At 72.1% G+C, this 24623-nt stretch carries 19 protein-coding genes; 14 read left to right on the plus strand and 5 right to left on the minus strand.

Features of this window, described 5'->3' with window-relative positions; genetic code table 11:
* Positions 1-74: 74 nt before the first annotated feature.
* Positions 75-2207 (plus strand): PIG-L family deacetylase, encoded by a 2133-nt coding sequence (locus tag ACFRAR_RS09545; RefSeq protein WP_380696595.1) that lies wholly within the window; start codon positions 75-77, stop codon positions 2205-2207.
* 64 nt (positions 2208-2271) lie between these two features.
* Positions 2272-3372, plus strand: coding sequence for a 23S rRNA (adenine(2503)-C(2))-methyltransferase RlmN (gene rlmN, locus ACFRAR_RS09550; RefSeq protein ID WP_380696597.1), 1101 nt, complete (start codon positions 2272-2274; stop codon positions 3370-3372).
* A 19-nt stretch (positions 3373-3391) separates the two neighbouring features.
* Here rlmN and ACFRAR_RS09555 read toward each other — a convergent pair whose 3' ends face one another.
* The 4 genes from ACFRAR_RS09555 to ACFRAR_RS09570 all read right to left on the minus strand — a co-directional run bounded on the left by ACFRAR_RS09555 (position 3392) and on the right by ACFRAR_RS09570 (position 7415).
* Entirely contained in the window at positions 3392-4543 is a 1152-nt protein-coding gene (locus ACFRAR_RS09555) for a hypothetical protein (protein WP_380696599.1), read from the minus strand.
* A 27-nt stretch (positions 4544-4570) separates the two neighbouring features.
* On the minus strand, positions 4571-5326 hold the full coding sequence (locus ACFRAR_RS09560) for an ABC transporter ATP-binding protein (protein WP_380696601.1): 756 nt from the start codon (positions 5324-5326) through the stop codon (positions 4571-4573).
* Between the two features lie 224 nt (positions 5327-5550).
* Positions 5551-6945, minus strand: coding sequence for an aspartate aminotransferase family protein (locus tag ACFRAR_RS09565; protein ID WP_380696603.1), 1395 nt, complete (start codon positions 6943-6945; stop codon positions 5551-5553).
* The gene (locus ACFRAR_RS09570) at positions 6942-7415 is read right to left on the minus strand and encodes an Lrp/AsnC family transcriptional regulator (protein WP_030243538.1); all 474 of its coding nucleotides are present in this window, start codon (positions 7413-7415) and stop codon (positions 6942-6944) included. The genes ACFRAR_RS09565 and ACFRAR_RS09570 overlap by 4 nt, the downstream gene beginning before the upstream one ends.
* A gap of 251 nt (positions 7416-7666) precedes the next feature.
* Between ACFRAR_RS09570 and ACFRAR_RS09575 the strand changes: the two genes are divergently transcribed.
* The 3 genes from ACFRAR_RS09575 to ACFRAR_RS09585 all read left to right on the plus strand — a co-directional run bounded on the left by ACFRAR_RS09575 (position 7667) and on the right by ACFRAR_RS09585 (position 11924).
* Positions 7667-9160, plus strand: coding sequence for a gamma-aminobutyraldehyde dehydrogenase (locus tag ACFRAR_RS09575; protein WP_380696605.1), 1494 nt, complete (start codon positions 7667-7669; stop codon positions 9158-9160).
* Between the two features lie 135 nt (positions 9161-9295).
* Positions 9296-10654, plus strand: coding sequence for an aspartate aminotransferase family protein (locus tag ACFRAR_RS09580; RefSeq protein ID WP_380696607.1), 1359 nt, complete (start codon positions 9296-9298; stop codon positions 10652-10654).
* A 67-nt stretch (positions 10655-10721) separates the two neighbouring features.
* Positions 10722-11924, plus strand: coding sequence for a spermidine/putrescine ABC transporter substrate-binding protein (locus ACFRAR_RS09585; RefSeq protein ID WP_380696609.1), 1203 nt, complete (start codon positions 10722-10724; stop codon positions 11922-11924).
* A gap of 9 nt (positions 11925-11933) precedes the next feature.
* On the opposite strand, the gene ACFRAR_RS09590 is transcribed toward ACFRAR_RS09585, so the two are convergent.
* A complete protein-coding gene (locus tag ACFRAR_RS09590; protein WP_380696611.1) occupies positions 11934-13637 on the minus strand; it encodes a PucR family transcriptional regulator in 1704 nt (567 codons plus the stop codon).
* Positions 13638-13817: 180 nt separating this feature from the next.
* Here ACFRAR_RS09590 and ACFRAR_RS09595 point away from each other — a divergent pair, with 180 nt between their 5' ends.
* The 9 genes from ACFRAR_RS09595 (at position 13818) to ACFRAR_RS09635 (ending at position 24274) form a co-directional block, all read left to right on the plus strand.
* Complete coding sequence (locus ACFRAR_RS09595; protein WP_380696612.1) at positions 13818-15329, plus strand: gamma-aminobutyraldehyde dehydrogenase; 1512 nt, start codon at positions 13818-13820, stop codon at positions 15327-15329.
* Positions 15330-15385: 56 nt separating this feature from the next.
* The gene (locus ACFRAR_RS09600) at positions 15386-16636 is read left to right on the plus strand and encodes a spermidine/putrescine ABC transporter substrate-binding protein (RefSeq protein WP_380696614.1); all 1251 of its coding nucleotides are present in this window, start codon (positions 15386-15388) and stop codon (positions 16634-16636) included.
* Positions 16637-16676: 40 nt separating this feature from the next.
* Entirely contained in the window at positions 16677-17819 is a 1143-nt protein-coding gene (locus ACFRAR_RS09605; protein ID WP_380696616.1) for an ABC transporter ATP-binding protein, read from the plus strand.
* Positions 17816-18760 (plus strand): ABC transporter permease, encoded by a 945-nt coding sequence (locus tag ACFRAR_RS09610; RefSeq protein ID WP_380696618.1) that lies wholly within the window; start codon positions 17816-17818, stop codon positions 18758-18760. Before ACFRAR_RS09605 ends, ACFRAR_RS09610 begins: the two co-directional genes overlap by 4 nt.
* Positions 18760-19563 (plus strand): ABC transporter permease, encoded by an 804-nt coding sequence (locus tag ACFRAR_RS09615; protein ID WP_380696620.1) that lies wholly within the window; start codon positions 18760-18762, stop codon positions 19561-19563. The genes ACFRAR_RS09610 and ACFRAR_RS09615 overlap by 1 nt, the downstream gene beginning before the upstream one ends.
* Positions 19564-19625: 62 nt before the next feature.
* Positions 19626-21020, plus strand: a complete 1395-nt coding sequence (locus ACFRAR_RS09620; protein ID WP_380696622.1) for an NAD(P)/FAD-dependent oxidoreductase — start codon at positions 19626-19628, stop codon at positions 21018-21020.
* Positions 21021-21202: 182 nt separating this feature from the next.
* Positions 21203-21634, plus strand: a complete 432-nt coding sequence (locus ACFRAR_RS09625) for a hypothetical protein (protein ID WP_380696624.1) — start codon at positions 21203-21205, stop codon at positions 21632-21634.
* Positions 21635-21706: 72 nt separating this feature from the next.
* Positions 21707-22525 carry a hypothetical protein gene (locus ACFRAR_RS09630; RefSeq protein ID WP_380696626.1) on the plus strand — a complete coding sequence of 273 codons (819 nt, stop codon included), beginning with the start codon at positions 21707-21709 and terminating at the stop codon, positions 22523-22525.
* 225 nt (positions 22526-22750) lie between these two features.
* Positions 22751-24274, plus strand: coding sequence for a CoA-acylating methylmalonate-semialdehyde dehydrogenase (locus ACFRAR_RS09635; protein ID WP_380696628.1), 1524 nt, complete (start codon positions 22751-22753; stop codon positions 24272-24274).
* Positions 24275-24623: the final 349 nt, after the last annotated feature.

Genomic DNA, 24623 nt, shown 5'->3' on the forward strand with positions numbered 1-24623 from the left:
TGATAATCCTTCAAACGCCCTCGGGGGACGGGTGCGGGCGGGGTGGACGAAGGGGCGGGTGCGGGGTGGGGCGGGTGACGACCGCCGTGGCGGCGTTGGCCTTGACGCTGTCGCAGACATGGGTGGGTCCGGTGGCCCTGGCGACGGGGGTGAACCCGCTGTCGGCACTGAGAGCCGGGCCGAAGCCCCCGCCACCGCTGTCCGCGCGGGCGGTCGCCCGGCCCGCGGCCGTCGTCCAGATCGTCGCCCACCAGGACGACGACCTGCTGTTCATGAACCCGGACCTGTCCAACAGCATCCGGGCAGGCCTGAAGGTGACCACCGTCTACGTGACCGGCGGCGCGGCCGGCACCGGGGCGGCCTACTCCGCCCACCGGCAGGACGGCGCCCGGCTCGCCTACGCCCGCATGGCCGGCCAGGCGGCCGGCACCGGGGCCGGCGAGTGCACCGACGACCCCGGCCCGGCCTGCTGGGACCGGGAGGACTACCGCCCCGCCCCGGACGGCCCGGTCGCCGAGCGGTTCACCCTCAAGACGAACCGCTCGATCCGGCTGATCTTCCTCGACCTCCCCGAATACGCCGACTCGGCCTACCTCGGCGGCAACGCCCTGCGCCGGCTCTGGGAGACCCGGAACACCGCCACGCCCGCCCGGACCATGACGCTGGACATGGACGGCCCCGGCACCGTCTGGCCGCAGGCCTACGACGGCAGGCGGCTCGTCGCCGTGCTGCGCGCCGTGCTCGCGGACCAGGGCCCCACCCTGATCAGGCTGCAGGACCCGGCACCGGACCCGATGCTCTGGTCCTCCCACGCGGAGCACGACCACCCGGACCACATCTCCACCGCGTGGTTCGCGGACGCGGCCGTCGACGCCTACACGGCGACCGGGCGCCGGACGCTGGTCGAGCACTATCGCGACTACAACACCTGGTCCTCGCCGGCCGCCCTCTCCTCCGCGGAGACCGCCGACAAGCAGGCCACCTTCGGGCGGTACGCCGGGCAGGACGCCAGACTGCCCACCGGAGCCGCCTTCGCCGAGAGCGCGTACTCGTCCTGGCTGTCCCGGCAGTACCTGCGCCACCCCCGGTCCAGCCAGGTGGTGGCCGCCGACCGGGCCGGTCTGCTGCACGCCTTCGCCGTGGAGAGCGGGTCGCTGTTCGAATGGGCCGAGGACCGGGACAAGGTGTGGCGCGGCCCGGTCGCGCACGGCGGCCCGGGCGGGCCGCTGGCGGACGGCGTGACGGTCGCCCGCCGCCGGGACGGGGGGCTCGTGGTCCTCGGACAGCGGGCCGACACCGGCGAGACCGTCTCCCGCGCCCAGGACCCGGCCGGCGGGTGGACCTGGTCCGGCCTGGGCAGCCCCGACCCCGTCGCCCCTGCCGAGGCCTCCAAGCTCGACAACCCCGCGCTCCAGGTGAGCCTGCCCGCCACCGCCGCCGACGGCGAGGGCCGGCTGCACCTGTTCGTCCGCAACCGACGCGGCGGCATCAGCGGCAAGGCGCAGACCGGGCCCGACGGGCCGTGGGGGGAGTGGACCGACCTCGGGGGCGCGGGTGTCCAGGACGCGCCCTCGGCCGCCACCGGCCCGGACGGCCGGATCGAGCTGTTCGCCGTCGCCGCGTCGGCGAACACCCGCCCGACCGTCCTGCACTGGTCCCAGCCCGCGCCCGCCGCGCCCCTGGTGCCGGACCCCGGCTTCCCGGCCGTCGCCCCGGTCGGCGACGTCGGCGTGGGAAGCGACCCCGACGGCCGCCTGGTGCTGTTCTACCGGCAGCTCTCCGGCGATCCGGCGCCCGGCTCGGCCACCCGCTCGTACACGATGCGCCTCGTCCAGAGCGAGCCCGGCGGCCCGTGGACACCGGAGGCCGTCCCGGTCGGCGGCGGCCCCGACCACGGCGGCAGCGGCGAGCCGGCCGTGGCGTCGGGCGGCGGCTCCTCCCGGCAGCGGATGGTGGTGGCCGTCCGCAACCGGGACGGCGGCATCAGCGTCAACCGCCAGGGCGCCGACGGGCAGTTCGGCGACTGGAGCGACCTGGACGGCTTCGTCGTCGGGGCACCCGCCGCCGGTGTCGACCGCGACGGCCTGACGGACCTGGTGGCACTCGGCCCGGACGGCCGGCTGCGCCAGACCCGGCAGCGGCCGGACGGCTCGTTCGGCGGCTGGAGCATCGTCGGGGGCCCGGACCTCCGGACCCTCCGCAGGTGACCGGTGCCCGCGCCCGCCCGCGCGGGCCCGGCGGACTTCCGGCGTCTGCGACACTTGAGGAACCATGCCTAAGCCCGGAGAACTCACGTTTGTCGCGCCGCGCGGCGCCAAGCCCCCGCGACACCTCGCCGACCTGAGCCCCGCCGAGCGCAAGGAGGCCGTCGCCGAGCTGGGCGAGCAGCCGTTCCGCGCCAAGCAGCTCTCCAACCACTACTTCGGCCGGATGTCGAACGACCCGGCGAGCTGGACGGACATCCCCGCCGCCAGCCGGGAGAAGCTCACCGAGGGCCTGCTGCCCGAGCTGATGTCGGTGGTCCGGCACGTCTCCTGCGACGACGACGCCACCCGCAAGACGCTCTGGAAGCTCTTCGACGGCACCCTCGTGGAGTCCGTGCTGATGCGCTACCCGGACCGGGTCACCATGTGCATCAGCTCGCAGGCCGGCTGCGGCATGAACTGCCCGTTCTGCGCCACCGGTCAGGCCGGGCTGACCCGCAACCTCTCCACCGCCGAGATCGTCGAGCAGATCGCCGCGGGGATGCGCGCGCTCAGGACCGGTGAGGTCCCCGGTGGTGAGACGCGGCTGTCCAACGTGGTCTTCATGGGCATGGGCGAGCCGCTGGCCAACTACAACCGGGTGCTGGCCGCGATCCGCCGGCTGACCGACCCGGCGCCGGACGGCTTCGGCCTGTCGCAGCGCGGCATCACGGTCTCCACCGTCGGCCTCGTCCCGGCGATGCACCGGTTCGCCGACGAGGGCCTCAGCTGCCGCCTGGCGCTGTCGCTGCACGCCCCGGACGACGAGCTGCGCGACGAGCTGGTGCCGGTGAACACCCGGTGGAAGGTCGCCGAGGTGCTGGACGCGGCCTGGAACTACGCGGAGAAGTCCGGCCGCCGGGTCTCCATCGAGTACGCGCTGATCAAGGACATCAACGACCAGGCCTGGCGGGCCGACCTGCTCGGCCGGCTGATCAAGAACCGCCGGGTGCACGTCAACCTGATCCCGCTGAACCCGACGCCGGGTTCCAAGTGGACGGCCTCCCGGCCGGAGGACGAGCGGGAGTTCGTCCGCCGGCTCCAGTCGCACGGCGTGCCGACGACCGTCCGCGACACCCGTGGCCAGGAGATCGACGGCGCCTGCGGCCAGCTCGCCGCGGCGGGCTGAGCCCGCCCGTACGGAGCCGCTACCGGAGGCCGGCCGCCGCCAGCGCGGCGGTCGCCCCACCGGTCAGCAGCAGTGTGCTGCCCACGGCGAGGGTGCGCAGCGCGACCGCGCCGAACAGCAGCCGGGGCGAGGTGCCGAGGCGCAGCAGCGCTTCGGTGACCTCCCGGCGGTCGGTGCGGACCTCGGCGAGCCGGGCGAGCAGCGCCGCGACGGCGCAGCCGAGCACCAGGCAGGCCTCGACCGCGGGCAGCGCGTCGGCGCTGTCGGGCGTGCCGATCCAGTAGCGGATGGTGGTGAGCACCATGGCGACGGCGAGGGTGAGCACGGCCAGTGGCGCGCCGAGCCGACGGGCCTGGGCGGTGAGCCCGCGTCCGGCCAGCAGCCGCAGCGGGGTGGGCCGGCCGACGGCGAGCAGCCGTCCGGCCCAGGCCAGCAGCGGGCCGGTGAGCAGGGCGAGGCCGAGCGCGCCGGCGGCCCAGCCGCCGAGGGCGGCGGTGCTGGTGGTGCCGAGTCCGGCGGGCAGGCGGATGGGGCGGCCGTCCGCCTCGGCGCCGGGGCGCAGCGCGATGAGTTCGAGCGCGGCGCCGATCACGCCGAGCCCGGTGGCCAGGGCGATCCGCCAGACGCCGAAGCCGGTCGGGGCGGGGACCCGGGCGCCGGGCAGGGTGTCGGTGACGGGCATCGCGCAGGCGGCGGCGGTGCCGGCGGTGAGCGGGACCAGGGCGAGCAGGGCGATCGGCGCGGCGGCCGGCAGCGGTACGCCCATGCCGAGGTCGGCGGCGAGCGTGGGCCCGGCGACGTCGTTGCGCAGTACCAGGAAGAGCAGCAGGGCGAGCACACTGCCGAGGGTGCAGGCGAGCGCGACCTCCCCGGCGACCAGGGTCCGGATCCGGAGCGAACCGGCCCCGGCGGCGGTGAGGCCGGCGATCCGCTCGGGCCGCCGGGCGGGCACCGCGCGGGCGGCGACGGCCGCGAACCAGGCGACGGCGGCGAGCGGGGGCAGGCACCAGAGCAGCCGGACCAGCGGGTCGCCGCCACCGGTCGGGTCGCTCATCGCCCGGCCGAGGGAGCGCAGCAGGAAGGCGGCGACCACGGCGGCGGCCAGCGTGGTGAGCAGCCAGCGGCCGAGGTCGGACACCCGGTAGCCCCGGGCCAGACGGAGATAGAACACGTCGACTCTTTCAGCGGCTCGGCGTCGTCAGCGGTGGGTGGCCGTGACGGCCGGCGCTCCGGCGGTCCCGGGGGCGGCCGGGCCGCGCGGGACGGGGGCGACGGGGGCGGTGAGCCGCCCGTCGACGAGGGCGACGGCGCGGTCCGCGAACCGGACGAGCTCGGGGTCGTGGGTGGCCAGGACGAGGGTGAGCTGGTGCGATCGGGCCGCGCTGGTCAGTATCCGCATGACCTGGTCGGCGGCCTCGCGGTGCAGCGGCGCGGTGGGGTCGTCGGCGAAGACCACGGGCGGCAGCGGGGCCAGGGCGCGGGCGACGGCGACCCGCTGGCGCCGGCTCTGGACCAGCCGCTCGGGGCGCAGCCGGGCGCAGTCGCCGACGTCGAGGCGCTCCAGCCATTCGTCGGCGGCGGTGTAGGCGGCCTTGTTGCCGGCTCCGGCGAGCAGCAGCGGCAGGGCGACGTTCTCCCGGGCGGTCAGTTCGGGCACCAGGTGCGGCTCGGATCCGACGAAGCCGAAGCGGTCGCGGCGCAGCCGTTCGCGGCCGGCCCGGGCGAGGGTGTGCACGGGGGAGCTGTTGAACCAGACCTCGCCCTCGTCGACCGGGAGTTGCGCGGAGAGGCAGCCGAGCAGGGTGCTCTTGCCGGAGCCGCGCGGGCCGGTGACGGCGAGCACCTCGCCGTCGCGGACGCCGATCGAGATGCCGCGCAGGGCGGGGGTGCCGTCATGGGACTTGACGATCCCTCGGGCCCACAGCACGTCGTTGTCAGGCGGTGCCGCTGACATGAGGATCCATCCTGGGTGGCCGCAGGGATATGACAGTCGTCAGATTAGAACGACCGGGGCTGGTCGCGGTTGCGGCGCACTGGTCCATCACGGGCAAATCACCCGCATTCAGGCATGTTTGGTCGTACGACTGTGATGTTGAGCGGACCGGGAGACGCCGAAGGGCGGCCCCGCGGGGAGCGGGGCCGCCCTTCGGCGGAGGGTGGGGAAGAAGGCTCAGGGGATCAGATCTTCGCCCACGCGTCGGTCAGGCTGGTCCGCAGGATCTGCTCGATCTCGTCGAAGGTCGACTGGTCGGAGATCAGCGGCGGGGCCAGCTGGATGACCGGGTCGCCACGGTCGTCGGCGCGGCAGTACAGGCCGTTGTCGAAGAGGGCCTTCGACAGGAAGCCGTAGAGGACGCGCTCGACCTCTTCGTCGTTGAACGACTCCTTGGTGGCCTTGTCCTTCACGAGCTCGATGCCGTAGAAGTACCCGTTGCCGCGGACGTCGCCGACGATCGGCAGGTCGCGCAGCTTGTCCAGGGTGCCCAGGAACGCCGACTCGTTGTCGAGCACGTGCTGGTTCAGGCCCTCGCGCTCGAAGATGTCGAGGTTGGCCAGCGCCACCGCGGAGGAGACCGGGTGGCCACCGAAGGTGTAGCCGTGCAGGAAGGTGTTGTCACCCTTGTAGAACGGCTCGGCCAGGCGGTCCGAGATGATCGTGGCGCCGATCGGGGAGTAGCCCGAGGTCATGCCCTTGGCGCAGGTGATCATGTCGGGCTGGTAGCCGAACTTGTCGGCGCCGAACATGGTGCCCAGGCGGCCGAAGGCGCAGATGACCTCGTCCGAGACCAGCAGCACGTCGTGGCGGTCGCAGATCTCGCGCAGGCGCTGGAAGTACCCGGGCGGCGGCGGGAAGCAGCCACCGGCGTTCTGCACCGGCTCGACGAAGACGGCGGCGACGGTCTCGGCGCCCTCGTTGAGGATGGCCACCTCGATCTCGTCGGCGCACCAGCGGCCGTAGGCCTCGGGGTCGACCGTGCCGTCGGGGCCCTCGAGGAAGGCCGGGGCGCGGTAGATGTTGGTGTTCGGCGCCTTGTGGGTGCCCGGCACCAGCGGCTCGAACGGGGCCTTCAGGCCCGGCAGGCCGGTGATCGACAGGGCGCCCTGGGGGGTGCCGTGGTAGGCGACGGCGCGCGAGATGACCTTGTACTTGGTCGGCTTGCCGGTCAGCTTGAAGTACTGCTTGGCGAGCTTCCAGGCGGTCTCGACGGCCTCGCCGCCACCGGTGGAGAAGAAGACCTTGTTCAGGTCGCCCGGGGCGTAGTTGGCCAGGCGCTCGGCCAGCTCGACGGCCTTCGGGTGGGCGTAGCTCCACACCGGGAAGAAGGCGAGCTCCTTGGCCTGCTTGGCGGCGGCCTCGGCGAGCTCCTCACGGCCGTGGCCGGCCTGGACGACGAACAGGCCGGCGAGGCCGTCGAGGTACTTGCGTCCCTTGTCGTCCCAGACGTAGGTGCCCTCGCCCTTGACGATCGTCGGCACGGGGGAGTTCTCGTACGACGACATGCGGGTGAAGTGCATCCACAGGTGGTCGTAGGCGGTCTTGGAAAGGTCCTTCTGCGCCGGGTCGGCTGTCATCGGGTGCCCCAGGTGTAGGTCTGTTTCCGGAGCTTCAGGTAAACGAAGCTCTCGGTGCTCCGCACGCCGGGAAGGGCGCGGATGCGCTTGTTGATCAGTTCGAGCAGGTGCTCGTCGTCCTCGCAGACCAGTTCGGCCAGGAGGTCGAACGAGCCTGCGGTGCAGACGACGTAGTCGACCTCGTCGAGGGCGGCCAACGCGTCGGCGACGGGCTCGATGTCGCCCTCGACCCGGATTCCGACCATCGCCTGGCGGGTGAAGCCGACGGTGAGCGGGTCCGTGACGGCGACGATCTGCATCACGCCCTGGTCGAGCAGCTTCTGGACGCGCTGCCGCACGGCCGCCTCGGACAGGCCGACGGCCTTGCCGATGGCGGCGTACGGGCGGCGCCCGTCCTCCTGGAGCTGCTCGATGATCGCCTTGGAGGCGGCGTCGAGGGGAACGCTGGCGTTCCGGTCGCGGTTGGCCACGCGGCCACTGTGCCTGATCGCCTCTGCGTTCGCAAGCTTGGAAAATGCTGATTTCGTCGTGATCTTGGAAATCACATGCGGATTTCATTGCCCAAGCGCACTCGACCTGTCGATACCGACAGTCGGTTGGTTACCCTGGCACGGTACGCGCGCGAACCCCGAGGGGCGGCGCGCGTACCGCCACCAGTGGACCGCGCCGTCCCGGGCCCGGCCACTCGGGACCCTTCGTACGCCGGTTGGTCCGACGTACCATGGCGCCGGAATCTGCAACGCCGCAGGCCCAGACCGAGGAGAGATCCGTGAGCGACCTTCGCACGCTGCGCAACTACATCAACGGTGAGTTCGTCGACGCGGCTGACGGCCGCACGCTCGACATCGTCGACCCGACCACCGGCGAGGTCTACGCGACGTCGCCGCTGTCCGGTGCCGCTGACGTGGACGCCGCGATGACCTCCGCCGCCGCCGCGTTCCCGATCTGGCGCGACTCCACCCCGAGCACCCGGCAGAAGCTGCTGCTCAAGATCGCCGATGCCGTCGAGGCCCGCGCCGACGAGATCGTCGACACCGAGGTCCGCAACACCGGCAAGCCCCGCGCGCTGACCCTCTCCGAGGAGATCGGCCCGATGGTGGACCAGATCCGCTTCTTCGCCGGTGCCGCCCGCCTGCTGGAGGGCAAGGCCGCCGGTGAGTACATGGACGGGATGACCTCGATCATCCGCCGCGAGCCGGTCGGTGTCTGCGCCCAGGTCGCGCCGTGGAACTACCCGATGATGATGGCCGTCTGGAAGTTCGCCCCGGCCATCGCCGCGGGCAACGCCGTCGTGCTGAAGCCCTCCGACACCACCCCGGCCTCCACCGTGCTGCTGGCCGAGATCATCGGCGGCATCCTCAAGGACATGGAGCTGCCGGCCGGCGTCTTCAACGTCATCTGCGGCGACCGCGAGACCGGCAAGCTGATGGTCGAGCACAAGACCCCGGCGATGGCCTCCATCACCGGTTCGGTGCGCGCCGGCATCTCGGTCGCCGAGTCGGCCTCCAAGGACGTCAAGCGCGTCCACCTGGAGCTGGGCGGCAAGGCTCCGGTCGTGGTCTTCGAGGACGCCGACATCGCCGAGGCCGTCGAGGGCATCTCGGTGGCGGGCTACTTCAACGCGGGCCAGGACTGTACCGCCGCCACCCGCGTGCTGGTGCACGAGTCGATCCACGACGCCTTCGTCGAGGCGCTGGCCAAGGCCGCGGCCGAGACCAAGACCGGCGGCGTGGACGACGAGGACGTGCTCTACGGCCCGCTGAACAACGCCAACCAGCTGAAGCAGGTCTCCGGCTTCATCGAGCGGCTGCCCGCCCACGCCAAGGTCGAGGCCGGTGGCCACCGGGTCGGCGACCAGGGCTACTTCTACGCCCCGACCGTCGTCTCCGGCCTGAACCAGGACGACGAGATCATCCAGAACGAGGTCTTCGGCCCGGTCATTACCGTGCAGAAGTTCTCCGACGAGGACCAGGCCGTCGAGTACGCCAACGGCGTCGAGTTCGCGCTGGCCTCCTCGGTGTGGACCAAGGACCACGCCCGCGCCATGCGGATGTCGCGCCGCCTGGACTTCGGCTGCGTGTGGATCAACACCCACATCCCGCTGGTCGCCGAGATGCCGCACGGCGGCTTCAAGAAGTCCGGCTACGGCAAGGACCTCTCGGCGTACGGCTTCGAGGACTACACCCGCGTGAAGCACGTCATGACCGCGATCTGATGATCGCCTGAAACGATCGTGGGCCCGGGTCTTCTCGACCCGGGCCCACAGTCTTTGCATCCTGTCGACCGTTGGCGCGACCGGCTGACACGATGGAACTGCCCATCGGGGACGGCCCGCCCTAGCCTTACCGGCATGAGCATCCCCACCGCTGACTCAGCCGCCGGCCAGGCCGTCAAGGCCGCCGACCGCGCGCACGTCTTCCACTCGTGGTCCGCCCAGGCGCTGATCGACCCCCTCGCGGTGGCCGGCGCCGAGGGTTCGTACTTCTGGGACTACGACGGCAACCGCTACCTCGACTTCTCGTCGCAGCTGGTCAACACCAACATCGGGCACCAGCACCCGAAGGTGGTCGCCGCGATCCAGGAGCAGGCGGCGAAGCTCTGCACCATCGCGCCCGGCTTCGCGGTCGAGTCGCGCAGCGAGGCCGCCCGGCTGATCGCCGAGCGCACCCCCGGCGACCTGGACAAGATCTTCTTCACCAACGGCGGCGCCGAGGCCAACGAGAACGCCATCCGGCTGGCCCGGCTGCACACCGGCCGCCAGAAGGTGCTGTCCGCCTACCGCTCGTACCACGGCGCCACCGCCAACGCGATCGCCCTCACCGGCGACCCGCGGCGCTGGGCCAACGAGACCGGCGTCTCCGGCGTGGTGCACTTCTGGGGGCCGTACCCGTACCGCACCAACTTCCACGCCGAGAACGAGGCGCAGGAGTGCGAGCGCGCGCTGGAGCACCTGGAGCAGGTGATCGCGTTCGAGGGGCCCGGCACCGTCGCGGCGGTCATCCTGGAGACGGTGGTCGGCACCGCGGGCGTCCTGGTCCCGCCGGCCGGCTACCTGGCCGGGGTGCGGGAGATCTGCGACCGCTACGGGATCGTGTTCATCCTGGACGAGGTGATGGCCGGCTTCGGCCGCACCGGCGAGTGGTTCGCCGCCGACCACTGGGGCGTCACCCCGGACCTGCTCACCTTCGCCAAGGGCGTCAACTCGGGCTACGTGCCGCTGGGCGGCGTGGCGATCAGCGCCGAGATCGCGGCCACCTTCGCCGAACGGGCCTTCCCCGGCGGGCTCACCTACTCCGGCCACCCGCTGGCCTGCGCCTCCGCGGTGGCGACCATCACCACCATGGCGGAGGAGGGCATCGTCGAGAACGCCAGGCACATCGGCGAGACCGTGCTCGGCCCCGGCCTGCGCGAGCTGGCCGAGCGGCACCCGTCGATCGGCGAGGTCCGCGGCCTCGGCGTGTTCTGGGCGCTCGACCTGGTGAAGGACCGGGAGACCCGCGAGCCGCTGGTGCCCTACAACGCGGCCGGCGCCGACAACGCGCCGATGGCCGAGCTGGCCGCCGCCTGCAAGCAGCGCGGGCTCTGGCCGTTCGTCAACATGAACCGCTTCCACGTCGTCCCGCCGTGCACCGTCACCGAGGAGGAGGCCAAGACCGGCCTCGCGGTGCTGGACGAGGTGCTGTCGCTCACCGACGCGCACACTGTCTGACGTACCTACCAGGACGGCCCCGTGCACCCGTGTGCCCGGGGCCGTCCCACGCTCCGGAAGGCCGCTCATGCCCAGCAGCTCCACCCTGACCCGCCGCCCCGTCGGCCCCCCGTCGTTCCGCCGCCGCTCCGTGCTCGGCGGGGTCGCGCTGCTCGGCGCCGGCACGCTGACCGGCTGCGGCATCCCGTCCGCGTACGTGGACGAGGACCGCCGCTCGGCGCCGGACCGCTCGGAGAGCGACAAGCGGCTCGCCTTCTCCAACTGGACGCAGTACATCGACACCGACGACGCGGGCGGGCGGCCGACCCTGGACGCGTTCGGCGCGGAGAGCGGCATCGCGGTCGCCTACACCGAGGACATCAACGACAACGACGAGTTCTTCGGCAAGATCAGCCCGGTGCTCACCCAGGGCGCCGCCCCCGGCCGGGACCTGATGGTGATCAGCGACTGGATGGCCGGCCGGTACGTCTCGCTGGGCTGGGTGCAGGCCATGGACCGGGCCAACCTGCCCAACGTCACCGCCAACCTGGACCCGCAGCTCGCCGACCCGGCCTTCGACCCGGGGCGCAGGCGCAGCGTGCCGTGGCAGTCCGGGATCACCGGCATCGCCTACAACCGCAAGGCGCTCGGCCGGGAGATCAAGTCCACCGCCGACCTGTGGGCGCCCGACCTCAAGGGCAGGGTCACGCTGTTCGCCGGGCTGGACGAGGCGCTCGGGCTGCTGATGCTCTCCCAGGGCGCGGACATCGCGAACTTCGGCGACGACGACGCGCGCAGGGCGATGGACCTGGTCCAGAAGTCGGTGGACAGCGGCCACGTCCGGCGCTTCACCGGCAACGACTACACCAGCGACCTCGCCTCCGGCGCGGCGCTCGCCTGCCAGGCCTACTCCGGCGACGCCGTCCAACTCACCGCCGAGAACCCGGACATCGAGTTCGTGGTGCCCGAGGAGGGCGGCGAGCTGTGGGCGGAGAGCCTGATGATCCCCAACCGGGCCGCCCACAAGCGCAACGCCGAGCTGCTGATCGACTACTACTACCGGCCCGAGGTGGCCGCCGAACTCGCCGCGTTCGTCCAGTACATCTGCCCGGTGCCGGCCGCCCGCGAGGTGCTGGCGGCCAGCGGGGACAAGGACAAGGCCGAACTCGCCGAGAACCCGCTGGTGTTCCCGACCGACGAGATGCGCGAGCGGCTGCACACGATGCGCGACGTCACCTCGGCCGAGCGGCCCGAGCTGCACAAGGTCTGGGGCCGCATCACCGGGGTGTGAGGCACGGGCTCAGCGCCGCACCGCGTCCAGGGCGAGCAGCGCCACGTGCAGGGAGAGGCAGGACTCCACCTGGTCGAGGTCGACGCCGAGGATGCGCTCGACCTTGTGCAGCCGGTCGTAGAAGGACGGCCGGGACAGGTGCGCGGCGTCCGCCGCGGCCGACTTGTTGCGGCCCTGCTCCAGGTAGATCCGCAGCATCTGCACCAACTGGCCGTTGTGCTCCGCGTCGTGGGCCAGCAGCGGCCCCAACTCCCGTTCCACGTACGTCTGCAGCCGGGCGTCGTCGCGCAGCAGGTGGAGCAGGCCGCGCAGCCGGACGTCCGGCAGGCGGTAGTAGGAGGAGCTGCGGCCGCCGGGGGCGTCGTGCAGGGCGGCGTCGGCGACCTGGGTGGCCTCCAGCAGGGTGCGCCGGGCGTCGCGCACCGAGCCGACCGAGGAGCCGACCGCGACCACCGGGCCCGCCGGGTCGGTGCCCTCCCGGCCGGACTCGGCGGACATCCGGCGCAGCGCGGCGGAGAGGGCGTCCAGCGAGGCGTGCTCGTCCTGCTGGGTGCCGAGCGCGACCAGCAGGCCGACGGCCTCGTCGTCCAGCGCGCCGACCAGGGCGGTCAGCCGGCAGGCCCGGACCGCGCCGGCCGCCAGCTCGGTGAAGTCGCGCAGCCGGGCCTGCGCCTCCAGCGCGGCCGGGATCGGCCCGCGCCGCTGGCGCAGCACCACGCCGACCAGCCGGCGGCCCTCCAGCGGGATGCCGAGGGCCTGGGCGCGCAGTGCCGCCTCGGAGACGGTCAGCGAGTGGGTGAGGATGCCGGAGAGCAGGGTGCGGTGGGTCTGCCGCTCCAGGCTCTCCCGGTCGCGCACCACCAGCCGGTTGAGCGCCAGCGCGGAGGCGCCGCGCTCCAGCAGCATGCTGTGGGGGTGGGCCTCGCCCTCGGGCAGCGGGCCGGGCTCCTGCACCAGCACGAGCCGGCCCCAGTCCTGGCCGCGGGCGCCGACGGTGGTGACCAGCCAGCCGCTGCGCGGGTCGTGGCCGGTGCGCCCGGCCGGCCGGACCCCGCGGGAGCGGCGCTCCCAGTCCTCCAGCACCTCGGCCTCCGGGCGCCCGGCGGTGTCGTGGGCGAGCACCTGGTGGGCCAGGTTCTCCAGGACGACCGGCGAGCCCGCCATCCGGGCCACCTGGCGGATCACCTCGGGCGCCTCGGCGCCCTCCACCACCAGCTCGTTGAAGACCTGGTGGACGGACTCGGAGGCGCGCAGCTGCTCCAGCTGGGCGTTGACCACCAGCGCGTGCACGGCCTCGGTGACGGCGACGAAGCGCAGCTCGCGGCGGAGCGTGATGAGCGGCAGCCCGCGCTGCTCGGCGGCGTTGACCAGGGCGCGGGGGAGCGAGTCGAAGTAGCGCCGCCCGAACTCGACGACCAGGCCGGCCACCCCGACCTCGTCCAGCTCGCGGACGTAGCGGGCCAGGCCCTCGCGGTCCTCGGGCAGCGCGATGCCGGTGGTCAACACCAGCTCGCCGCCGCGGAGCATCCCGGCGACGTCGGGCAGCTCGCTGACGTGCACCCAGCGGACCGGCCGCTCCAGGTGGTCGGCGCCGGCCACCACCTGGGGCAGGCCGCGCCGCATCACGTCCAGGTCGAGGATTCGGGCGACGGTGGGGAGCATCGCGGGCCTCCGGGCGATCAGGGTGATCAGGGTGTCAGGTAAATCATCCATCGTGATGACGACCTGTCGCCCTGCCCGCACCCTTGCACCCTGTAAGGCCCTTCGTGCCGAGACTGTCGGAGTGACCCTTGTCACCCCAACCCCGCACCGGGCAAGGTCAGCGGGACCGCAGACCCCCGGCGCGGACGCCTGACCCCGCAGCGGTCGAACCACGGCACTTGGAGGAACCAGATGGACCTGACCGACTTCGCCCCGGGCGCGCAGTACATCGCGGGCCGCCAGGCCCGGGGGAGCGGCGAACCCTTCCAGGTCGTCAACCCCGCCGACGGCAGCGTGGTCGAGCAGGTCGCCCTGGCCGGCCCCGAGGACGTGGACGCCGCCGTCGCCGCCGCGAAGGCCGCGCTGCCCGGCTGGTCCTCGGCCACCCCCGGCGCGCGTTCCGAGGCGCTCACCCGGCTGGCCGCCGTGCTGGCCGGGGCGGCCGACGACCTGGCCAGGGTGGAGACCTCGCAGACCGGCAAGCCGGTCAAGCTGGCCACCGAGTTCGACGTCCCCGGCACCATCGACAACGCCGCCTTCTTCGCCGGCGCCGCCCGCAACCTGGAGGGCAAGGCGGCCGGTGAGTACTCCGGCGACCACACCTCGTACGTGCGGCGCGAGGCGGTGGGCGTGGTCGGCTCGATCTCGCCGTGGAACTACCCGCTGCAGATGGCCGCCTGGAAGATCCTCCCGGCGATCGCCGCGGGCAACACCATCGTCCTCAAGCCGGCCGAGCTGACCCCGCTGACCTCGCTGATGTTCGCCCGGGCCTGCACCGCCGCGGGCATCCCGGACGGCGTGGTCAACGTGGTCACCGGCGCCGGGCGCACCGCGGGCGAGCACCTGGTCGGGCACCCGGACGTCGCGATGGTCTCCTTCACCGGCTCCACCGGCGTCGGCAGGCGGGTCGCCGAGATCGCCACCGCGAGCGTCAAGCGCACCCACCTGGAACTCGGCGGCAAGGCCCCGTTCGTGGTCTTCGACGACGCCGACCTGGACGCCGCCGTGCACGGCGTGGTCGCCGCCTCGCTGATCAACGGAGGCCAGGACTGCACCGCCGCCACCCGTGCCTACGTCCAGCGGCCGCTGTACGACGCCTTCGTGGCCGGGGTGGCCGAGCTGTACGCGGCGATCCGGATCGGCGACCCGCTGAACCCGCGGACCGACCTCGGTCCGCTGGTCTCCCACGCCCACCGGGACCGGGTGGCCGGCTTCGTGGAGCGCGCCCGCTCGTACGCCACCGTGGTCACCGGCGGCCTGGTCCCGGAGAAGGGCCACGACGGCACCGACCTCACCCGGGGCGCGTACTACCCGGCCACCCTGATCACCGGCGCGGCCCAGGACAGCGAGGTCGTGCAGGGCGAGATCTTCGGGCCGGTGCTGGTCGTGCTGCCCTTCGACGGCGACGACGAGGGGCTGCGGCTGGCCAACGACACCCCGTACGGGCTGGCCGCCTCCGCCTGGACGAGCAACGTGCACCGCTCGCTGCGCGCCACCCGGGAGATCGCGGCCGGCTGCGTCTGGGTCAACGACCACATCCCGATCATCAGCGAGATGCCGCACGGCGGCTACAAGGCGTCCGGCTACGGCAAGGACATGTCCCAGTACTCGCTGGACGAGTACACCCAGGTCAAGCACGTCATGTTCGACACCACCGCGGTGGCCCGCAAGGACTGGCACCGCACCGTCTTCGGAGACAGATAACCCCCTCGGCCCACCCGGGTGCCCCCACACCCCATCTCCCCCAGGAGGCCCGTTCCATGGCGTTCAACGAGCTCACCGACGGTCTGCCCGAACCGGTCCGCAGGGCCTGGGAACGCAGCCTGACCAGTGGCCGGGCCGCGCTCGGCCGCCGCACCCTGCTGCGCGCCGCCGCCCTGACCGCCGGAGCGGGCGCCCTGGCGGCCTGCGGCATCCCGGCGGCCCCCCGGGCGACCGGCGACTCGACCGCGAACGCCGCCCCGGACCTCTCGGAGACGCAGAAGGAGGTCGACTTCTCCAACTGGCCGCTGTACGTGGACACGGACGAGAAGGACAAGGAGAAGCACGGCACCCTGGACGCCTTCACCGCGGCCACCGGCATCAAGGTGAAGTACAACGAGGACGTCAACGACAACGTCGAGTTCTTCGGCAAGGTCAAGCCGCAGCTCGCCTCCGGCCAGGACACCGGCCGCGACCTGGTGGTGCTCACCGACTGGATGGCCGCCCGGCTGATCCGGTTCGGCTGGGCGCAGAGGCTCGACCCGGCGAACGTCACCACCGCGATCACCAACATCGAGGCGCGCTTCCGCGCCCCCGACTGGGACCCGGGCCGGCTGTACTCCTACCCGTGGGCGGGCATCCAGACCGTCATCGCCTACAACCGGAAGGCGACGAAGGGCAAGGAGGTCACCAGCGTCTCCCAACTGCTGGACGACCCCGATCTCAAGGGCCGGGTGACCTTCCTCTCCGAGATGCGCGACAGCATCGGGATGGTCCTGCTGGACCAGGGCAAGGGCACCGAGAGGTTCACCGCGGACGACTACGACGGCGCGGTGGCCCGGCTCCAGAAGGCCGTCGACAACAAGCAGATCCGCCGCTTCACCGGCAACGACTACGGCCAGGAGCTCTCGGCCGGCGACATCGCGGCCTGCGTCGCCTGGGGCGGCGACCTGATCCAACTGCGCGCCGACAACCCGGACATCGAGTTCGTCATCCCGGAGAAGGGCTACATCGCCTCAACCGACAACATGCTGGTCCCGGCCAAGGCGCGGCACAAGGCGAACGCGGAGAAGCTGATCGACTTCTACTATCAGCCGAAGATCGCGGCGCAGCTGGTCGCGGGCATCGGCTTCGTCTCCGCCGTCACCGGGATGCAGGACGAGCTCGCGAGCATCGCCCCGGACACCGCGGCCAACCCGCTGGTCGTACCCACCCCCGAGATGGCGGTCAAGGCGCACGTGTTCCGCACGCTCTCCGAGAGCGAGGAGAGCGACTTCGAGCAGAAGTTCTCCAAGCTCATCGGCGCCTGACCCCACCTCCCGGCAGCCAATCCCAGGAAGACACCACCCCATGACAGACCAGCAGCGCGACGCGGCCGCGGGCGGCGACGTCCGGCTCACCGGCATCGGCAAGACCTACGGCTCCTTCACCGCCGTCCACCCGCTCGACCTGACCGTCCCGCAGGGCTCCTTCTTCGCCCTGCTCGGCGCCTCCGGCTGCGGCAAGACCACCACCCTGCGCATGATCGCCGGCCTGGAGGAGCCCACCTCCGGCACCGTCCTGATCGGCGGCCAGGACGTCACCGCCCTGCCCCCGTACAAGCGGCCGGTGAACACCGTCTTCCAGAGCTACGCGCTCTTCCCGCACCTGGACATCTTCGAGAACGTCGCCTTCGGCCTGCGCCGGCGCGGCAGGAAGGACGTCAGGAAGCAGGTCGACGAGATGCTGGAACTGGTCGAACTCGGCCAGTACGCCCGGCGCAAGCCGCACCAGCTCTCCGGCGGCCAGCAACAGCGCGTCGCGGTCGCCCGCGCGCTGATCAACCACCCGCAGGTGCTGCTCCTGGACGAGCCGCTCGGCGCGCTCGACCTCAAGCTCCGCCGCCAGATGCAGCTGGAGCTCAAGCGGATCCAGACCGAGGTCGGCATCACCTTCGTGCACGTCACCCACGACCAGGAGGAGGCCATGACCATGGCCGACACCATCGCGGTGATGAACGGCGGCCGGGTCGAGCAGCTGGGCGCGCCCGCCGACCTGTACGAGAACCCCGCCACCACCTTCGTGGCCAACTTCCTCGGCCAGTCCAACCTGCTGCCCGCCGAGGTCACCGGCACCGACGGCGGCGACCTGCTGCTCAGCGCGGCCGGATCCCGGCTCGCGGTGCCCAGGGCCCGCTGCGCCACCGACGCCAAGCGCGTCCACCTGGGCGTGCGCCCGGAGAAGATCACCATCACCCACGCCTCCGAGCAGGTCGCCGACGGCCGCAACAAGCTGGCCGGCACCGTGCTCGACTCCAGCTTCATCGGCGTCTCCACCCAGTACGTGGTGCGCACCGACGGGGGCCAGGAGGTCACCGTCTTCGAGCAGAACATGGAGCGCGACGCCCGGATCGTCCCCGGCGCCGACGTCCTGCTGCACTGGAACCCGGCACACTCCTTCGCCCTCGACGCCGCGCAGGCGATCGACGCGGGCACCACGGAGGAGGCCGCATGACCGCCACCACCCCGGCCGCGCCGCCCCAGGCCGTACCCCCTGACAGCAGCCCGTCGGGGGAACCGGCCCCGAAACCCAGGCGCAAGCTCACCCCGTACTGGCTGCTGCTGCCCGGCATCGCCTGGCTGGTGGTCTTCTTCGCCGTCCCGATGCTCTACCAGGGCTCGACCTCGCTGCAGACCGGCTCGCTCGAAGAGGGCTTCAAGGTCACCTGGCACTTCTCGACCTACTGGGACGCCCTGGTCGAGTACAAGTGGCACTTCCTGCGCTCGTTCTCCTACGCGGCCGTCGCCACCGTGCTCTGCCTGGCCATCGGCTACCCGCTCGCCTACACGATCGCCTTCAAGGCGAGCAAGCGCTGGCGCAACGTCCTCCTGATCCTGGTCATCGCGCCGTTCTTCACCAGCTTCCTGATCCGCACGCTGGCCTGGAAGACCATCCTGTCCGACGGCGGCCCGGTGGTCGGCGCGCTGAACGCGCTGCACGTCCTGGACGTCACCAACCTGCTCGGCCTCACCGACGGCGACCGGGTGCTGGCCACGCCGCTCGCCGTGGTCTGCGGCCTGACCTACAACTTCCTGCCGTTCATGATCCTGCCGCTGTACACCTCGCTGGAGCGGATCGACCCGCGCCTGCACGAGGCGGCCGGCGACCTCTACGCCCGGCCGTTCACCACCTTCCGCAAGGTCACCTTCCCGATCTCGCTGCCGGGCGTGGTCGCGGGCACCCTGCTGACCTTCATCCCGGCCTCCGGCGACTACATCAACGCCCAGCTGCTGGGTTCGCCGAGCGAGCAGATGGTCGGCAACGGCATCCAGAAGCAGTTCCTGAACGTGCTCGACTACCCCACGGCGGCCGCGCTGAGCTTCATCCTGATGGCCCTGATCCTGGGCATGGTGACGGTCTACATGCGCAAGGCCGGGACGGAGGATCTGGTCTGATGTCCCGGATGTTCAAGTGGATCCGCGCCCACCTGGTGGTGCTGGCCGGCCTGCTGGCCCTCGCCTACCTGGTGCTGCCCAACCTGGTCGTGCTCGCCTTCTCGTTCAACAAGCCGGCGGGCAAGTTCAACTACGAGTGGAACGAGTTCTCCACCGACGCCTGGACCAATCCCTGCGGGGTGGCCGGCATGTGCCAGTCGCTCTCGCTCAGCCTCCGGATCGCGGTGCTCGCCACCATCGGCGCCACCGTGCTCGGCACCATGGTCGCCTTCGCGCTGGCCCGCTACCGCTTCCGCGGCCGCTCCGCCACCAGTGCGATGATCTTCCTGCCGATGGCGATGCCCGAGGTGGTCATGGCCGCCTCGCTCGGGACGCTCTTCCTCAACATGCGCATCCCGTTCGGCTTCACCACCATCCTCATCGCGCACATCATGTTCTGCCTCAGCTTCGTGGTGACGGCGGTCAAGGCGCGCGTGATGAGCATGGACCCGAGGCTCGAACAGGCCGCCCAGGACCTCTACGCGACCCCCTTCCAGACCTTCCTGAGGGTCACCCTGCCGCTGGCGGCGCCCGGCATCGCGGCGGGCGCGCTACTCAGCTTCGCGCTCTCCTTCGACGACTTCATCATCACCCAGTTCAACTCGGGCCCGACCACGGTCACCTTCCCGATGTTCGTCTGGGGCGCCTCGCAGCGCGGCATCCCGGTGCAGGTGAACGTCATCGGCACCGCGATGTTCCTCGCCGCCGTCGTGCTGACCGTCGCCGGGCAATGGCTGGGCAACCGTCGCAAGGCCACCGCCTGACGTACGGTCGACAGCGGTGGAAGGCAAGACATCACCTATCCGTGGAAAGTGGCTGATAATGCATGGACTCCGCCCGCGCGCTCAGTGACGCCAGGCCCACCCCCTTCTGGCTGGAGGATCCCGGCCGGCCGGCGGCACTGCCCGCCCTGGTCGGCGACACCACCTGCGACCTGCTGGTCGTCGGCGGCGGTTACTCCGGCCTGTGGACCGCCCTCATCGCCAAGGAGCGCGACCCCTCGCTGGACGTCGTGCTGGTCGAGGGCAACGAGGTCGGGTGGGCCGCGTCCGGGCGCAACGGCGGATTCTGCGCGGCCAGCCTCACCCACGGCTTCGGCAACGGCCTGGACCGCTGGCCGTCCGAACTGGCCCAGCTGGAACGCCTCGGCGCGGCCAACCTCGACGGCATCGAGGCCACCCTCAAGCGCTACGGCATCGACGCCGAGTGGGAGCGCACCGGCGAGATCGACGTCGCCACCCAGCCCCACCAGGTCGAGGAGCTCCACGAGATCGCCGAGGCGGTCCAGCGCTACGGCTTCGACATCACCGTCCTGGACGCCGACCAGCTGCGCGCCGAGGTGGACTCGCCGACCTTCCTCGGCGGCCTCTGGGACAAGGAGGGCGTGGCGATGGTCCACCCCGCCAAGCTCGCCTGGGGCCTCAAGGACGCCTGCCTGAGCCAGGGCGTGCGGATCTTCGAGCACACCCGGGCCACCGGTCTGCGGGAGCACGGCAGCGGCATGGCCGCCCGTACCCCGTACGGCCGGGTGCTCGCCCGCAGGGTCGCGCTCGGCACCAACGTGTTCCCGTCCCTGCTCAAGCGGGTCCGCCCGTACATCGTCCCGGTGTACGACTACGCGCTGATGACCGAGCCGCTCAGCGAGGGGCAACTCGCCTCGATCGGCTGGCGCGGGCGGCAGGGCCTCGGCGACAGTGCCAACAAGTTCCACTACTTCCGGCTCTCCGCCGACAACCGCATCCTCTGGGGCGGCTACGACGCGGTCTACCACTTCGGCGGCCACGTCCGGCACGAGTACGACCAGCGGCCGGAGACCTTCCGCACCCTGGCCAACCACTTCTTCCGCTGCTTCCCGCAGCTGGAGGGGCTGCGCTTCACCAACGCCTGGGGCGGCGCGATCGACACCTGCAGCCGGTTCTCGGCGTTCTTCGACACCGGCTACCGGGGCAAGGTCGCGTACGCCGTCGGTTACACCGGGCTCGGCGTCGGCGCGACCCGCTTCGGCGCCGAGGTGATGCTCGACCTGCTCGCCGGCGAGCGCACCGAGCGCACCTCGCTGGACATGGTGCGCGGCAAGCCGCTGCCGTTCCCGCCCGAGCCGGTGCGCTGGGCCGGGATCGAACTCACCACCCGGTCGCTGGAGCGGGCCGACCGCAACGGCGGGCACCGCAACCTCTGGCTGCGGACCCTGGACCGGATGGGGCTGGGCTTCGACAGCTGACCTCGCGGCCGCCGCGCGCGACATCCGCGAGCGACCCGAGCAGGAGCGACCCGAGTACGAGTGACCCGAGTAAGAGCGACCCGTGTAAGAGGGACCCGCCGTCCGCCTCTCCCTGGTGACGGCGGGTCTCGGTCTTCCCGCCGTGTCCGAACAGTACGAACGGCGAGAAGCGGGGACACGACATGGAGAGCACCGGACTGCACTGGCTCGCGCAGGCGGCACCGGACCCGGACGCCTTCCGGGAGCAGTGGGAGCGCACCGGGCTGGGCCTGATGCCGCTGCCGGCCGGCCGCCGCTGGGACGTCCTGGCCGTCCCCGGACGGCTCGGGCGCCCGGCCCTGGGGGTCCTGGACCCGCGCACCTGGGGACCCGTCCTCACCGACTCCGGGGGTGAGTACGTCAGCTTCCTGGTGCCGGTCGGCACCGCCGCCCGCTGGACCGGGACCGGCGTGCGCAGTGCGGGGAAGGGCACCTGGATCGTCCTCCCGCACCCCGAACGGGGCAGCCGGGCCGTGCGCTGGCTGGTCCCGCCCGACGGCTCGGGGCGCCTCAACGACCTGGTGCTGCTGGAGCTCGCCCTGCACGAGGCGGCCGCGGGGCTCAGCGACTGGTGAGCCCTTCCCCGGACACGGGGGGAGAGGGGCGGAGGGGGCGCACGGAGCGGGCGGTCGCGTCAGACTGGAGGCGTGACCACCGTCCCGCACGCCGTCGACGCGTCCCTCCGCCCCGGCCCGGCCCAGCTGCGCCTGGCGGCGCTCGCCGCACCCGTCTGCGACCGGTACGGACTCGCCCTGGCCGGCGGGCACGCGCTGCGCGCCCACGGCATCGGGGCCTGCCCGCAGGACGGGCTCACCCTGGTGACCGGCGGCGCCGACCTGCCCGAGGTGGCCGCCGCACTGGGTGAGGCCTACCGGGCGGCGGGCGGCGGGGTCGTCGAGCGGCCGGGCACCCCGCGGCTGGAGCAGCTCACCGTCCGGCTGGCGCTGGGCGGGCGGTCGCACTCGGTGGAACTGCGCAAGGAGCCGCTGGGGCATCGCCCGGTCCGGCTCGACTTCGGTGCGCCCGAGCCGGACGGGTATGGCGGGCAGGGCGGGCCGGACGGGCTGGAGGCACCGGGCGGGCCGGGCGAGCCGCCGGTGGTGCTGCCGGTCGTCGCCCTGGAGGACGCGGCCGCGCTGACCACCGCGCTGCTCGTGGACCGGGGCATGCCCCGTGACCTGATCGACGTGCGCGCCCTCACCCGCTGCTACCGGGAGGGGGAACTGCTCGCACTCGCGGGGGAGTTGGACCCGGACTTCCAGCCCACGGCGCTGGCCGAGCGGCTGGAGACGCTCGCCGAGGCGGCGGACGGGCGGTTCCGTGCCCGGGGCGTCCCGGCCGGCGAGGTGGACGAGCTGAAGCGGTGGGCGCTGGCATGGGCGCAGGACCTGCGGCTGGACCTGCTGGAGACCAAGGAAGCGGCGGACGGGCTGCACGACCCGTACCTGGAGGCCGAGGATTCCTGAGCCCCGCCCCTCGGGGGTTCACGCGTTCGGGGGAGCGACCGGACGACCTGTAAGGCTGAATCGTCGATGCCCGTCAGCCTGTTCGTTGAGCCGGGCGGCAGTGGCCACCAGACTGGAAGCGAGCGCGGTAGCCCCGTGATCTTCCGTCGCCCGGCCCAAGCCGCAGGCGGCGCCAGACCGGACCGGTGGCAGGACGCCGCCCGGGACTTCGGAGGCAGACGGACCTTGAGCAAGCACATCATTCACTGGATCGGCGGCAAGCCGGTCGCCACCGCCGGTGCGGCCCCCCGTCGCGGCGACATCTTCGACCCGGCCACCGGCCAGACCGTCGGCCAGGTCGACTTCGCCGAGATCGCCGAGGTCGACCAGGCGGTCGCCGCCGCCGCCTCGGCCTTCACCGAGTGGCGCACCGCCTCGATCGCCAAGCGGACGACGGTGCTCTTCGCCTTCCGGGAGCTGCTGAACGCCCGCCGCGACGATCTGGCCTCGATCATCGTGGCGGAGCACGGCAAGGTGCACTCCGACGCCCTGGGCGAGATCGCCCGCGGCCTGGAGGTCGTGGAGTACGCCTGCGGCATCCCGCAGCTGATCAAGGGCGGCTTCACCGAGCAGGCCTCGACCGGTGTCGACGTCTACTCGATCCGCCAGCCGCTCGGGCCGGTCGCGATCGTCTCGCCGTTCAACTTCCCGGCCATGGTGCCGATGTGGTTCTTCCCGATCGCCATCGCGGCCGGCAACACCGTGGTGCTGAAGCCCTCGGAGAAGGACCCGTCCGCCGCCAACTTCCTCGCCGAGCTGTGGAAGGAGGCCGGTCTGCCGGACGGCGTCTTCAACGTCGTGCACGGCGACAAGGCGGCCGTGGACCGCCTGCTGGAGCACCCGGACGTCAAGTCCGTCAGCTTCGTCGGCTCCACCCCGATCGCCCGCTACGTCTACGAGACCGGCACCCGCTACGGCAAGCGCGTGCAGGCCCTGGGCGGCGCCAAGAACCACATGCTGGTCCTGCCGGACGCCGACCTCGACCTCGCCGCCGACGCCGCCGTCAACGCCGGCTTCGGCGCGGCGGGCGAGCGCTGCATGGCGGTGTCCGTGCTGGTCGCGGTCGACCCGATCGGCGACGAGCTGGTCGAGAAGATCAAGGAGCGGGTGGCCACCCTGAAGGTCGGCCCCGGCTGCAACGGCGACTCCGAGATGGGCCCGCTGGTCACCGGACAGCACCGCGACAAGGTCACCTCCTACGTGGAGTCCGGTGTCGCCGACGGCGCCGAGCTCGCCGTGGACGGCCGCAAGCACCCGGTCACCGCCGAGGACGAGAACGGCTCGCCGACCGCCGACGGCTTCTGGCTCGGCCCCACGCTGTTCGACCACGTGAAGCCCGGCATGTCCGTCTACAACGACGAAATCTTCGGCCCGGTCCTCTCGGTGGTCCGCGTCGCCTCCTACGAGGAGGGCCTGGCACTGATCAACGCCAACCCGTACGGCAACGGCACCGCCCTCTTCACCAACGACGGCGGCGCGGCCCGGCGCTTCCAGTTCGAGGTGGAGGTCGGCATGGTCGGCATCAACGTGCCGATCCCGGTCCCGGTCGCCTACTACTCCTTCGGCGGCTGGAAGGCCTCGCTGTTCGGCGACGCCCACGCGTACGGCCAGGACGGCGTGCAGTTCTTCACCCGGGGCAAGGCCGTGACCCAGCGCTGGCTGGACCCGTCGCACGGCGGCATCAACCTGGGCTTCCCCACCAACAGCTGAACCCACGACGGCTCGACCGGCCGGACCCCTCTCCCCGGGGTCCGGCCGGCCCTCTTGCATGCTGTTTGCATCCGGCCGTCGAAGCGCGTACAGTTCTTCGAGCTGCCTGGCAGGGAGCACCGGACACGCGTCTGCGCGGACGGTCCCGAGGCGGCCAATCCTGTGAATCACCACTTCCGGTTCGTGCCGGTCGTTTCGCTTTTCGCGTCGCGGCCTGGTGCGTATTCGGTGTGCTCGTTTTATTGGGTTGCGGTCGGATTCGCTTTTCGGAGCGGGGATCGGCTAGAGTTTGAAACGTCGGACAGGGCGTCAAGCCCCGGAAGACACCGGCGAGTTGGATGAACGAAGC

Origin of the sequence: Kitasatospora sp. NPDC056651 (assembly GCF_042792155.1) — a bacterium.
In the GTDB taxonomy this organism is placed as follows: domain Bacteria; phylum Actinomycetota; class Actinomycetes; order Streptomycetales; family Streptomycetaceae; genus Kitasatospora.

What these genes read in the sequence shown, in the direction of transcription:
- rlmN (WP_380696597.1), top strand. Translation starts at nt 2,272, where the DNA reads ATGCCTAAGCCCGGAGAACTCACGTTTGTCGCGCCGCGCGGCGCCAAG.
- ACFRAR_RS09560 (WP_380696601.1), bottom strand. Translation starts at nt 5,326, where the DNA reads ATGTCAGCGGCACCGCCTGACAACGACGTGCTGTGGGCCCGAGGGATC.
- ACFRAR_RS09565 (WP_380696603.1), bottom strand. Translation starts at nt 6,945, where the DNA reads ATGACAGCCGACCCGGCGCAGAAGGACCTTTCCAAGACCGCCTACGAC.
- ACFRAR_RS09575 (WP_380696605.1), top strand. Translation starts at nt 7,667, where the DNA reads ATGGCGCCGGAATCTGCAACGCCGCAGGCCCAGACCGAGGAGAGATCC.
- ACFRAR_RS09580 (WP_380696607.1), top strand. Translation starts at nt 9,296, where the DNA reads ATGAGCATCCCCACCGCTGACTCAGCCGCCGGCCAGGCCGTCAAGGCC.
- ACFRAR_RS09585 (WP_380696609.1), top strand. Translation starts at nt 10,722, where the DNA reads ATGCCCAGCAGCTCCACCCTGACCCGCCGCCCCGTCGGCCCCCCGTCG.
- ACFRAR_RS09590 (WP_380696611.1), bottom strand. Translation starts at nt 13,637, where the DNA reads ATGGATGATTTACCTGACACCCTGATCACCCTGATCGCCCGGAGGCCC.
- ACFRAR_RS09595 (WP_380696612.1), top strand. Translation starts at nt 13,818, where the DNA reads ATGGACCTGACCGACTTCGCCCCGGGCGCGCAGTACATCGCGGGCCGC.
- ACFRAR_RS09600 (WP_380696614.1), top strand. Translation starts at nt 15,386, where the DNA reads ATGGCGTTCAACGAGCTCACCGACGGTCTGCCCGAACCGGTCCGCAGG.
- ACFRAR_RS09605 (WP_380696616.1), top strand. Translation starts at nt 16,677, where the DNA reads ATGACAGACCAGCAGCGCGACGCGGCCGCGGGCGGCGACGTCCGGCTC.
- ACFRAR_RS09610 (WP_380696618.1), top strand. Translation starts at nt 17,816, where the DNA reads ATGACCGCCACCACCCCGGCCGCGCCGCCCCAGGCCGTACCCCCTGAC.
- ACFRAR_RS09615 (WP_380696620.1), top strand. Translation starts at nt 18,760, where the DNA reads ATGTCCCGGATGTTCAAGTGGATCCGCGCCCACCTGGTGGTGCTGGCC.
- ACFRAR_RS09620 (WP_380696622.1), top strand. Translation starts at nt 19,626, where the DNA reads ATGGACTCCGCCCGCGCGCTCAGTGACGCCAGGCCCACCCCCTTCTGG.
- ACFRAR_RS09625 (WP_380696624.1), top strand. Translation starts at nt 21,203, where the DNA reads ATGGAGAGCACCGGACTGCACTGGCTCGCGCAGGCGGCACCGGACCCG.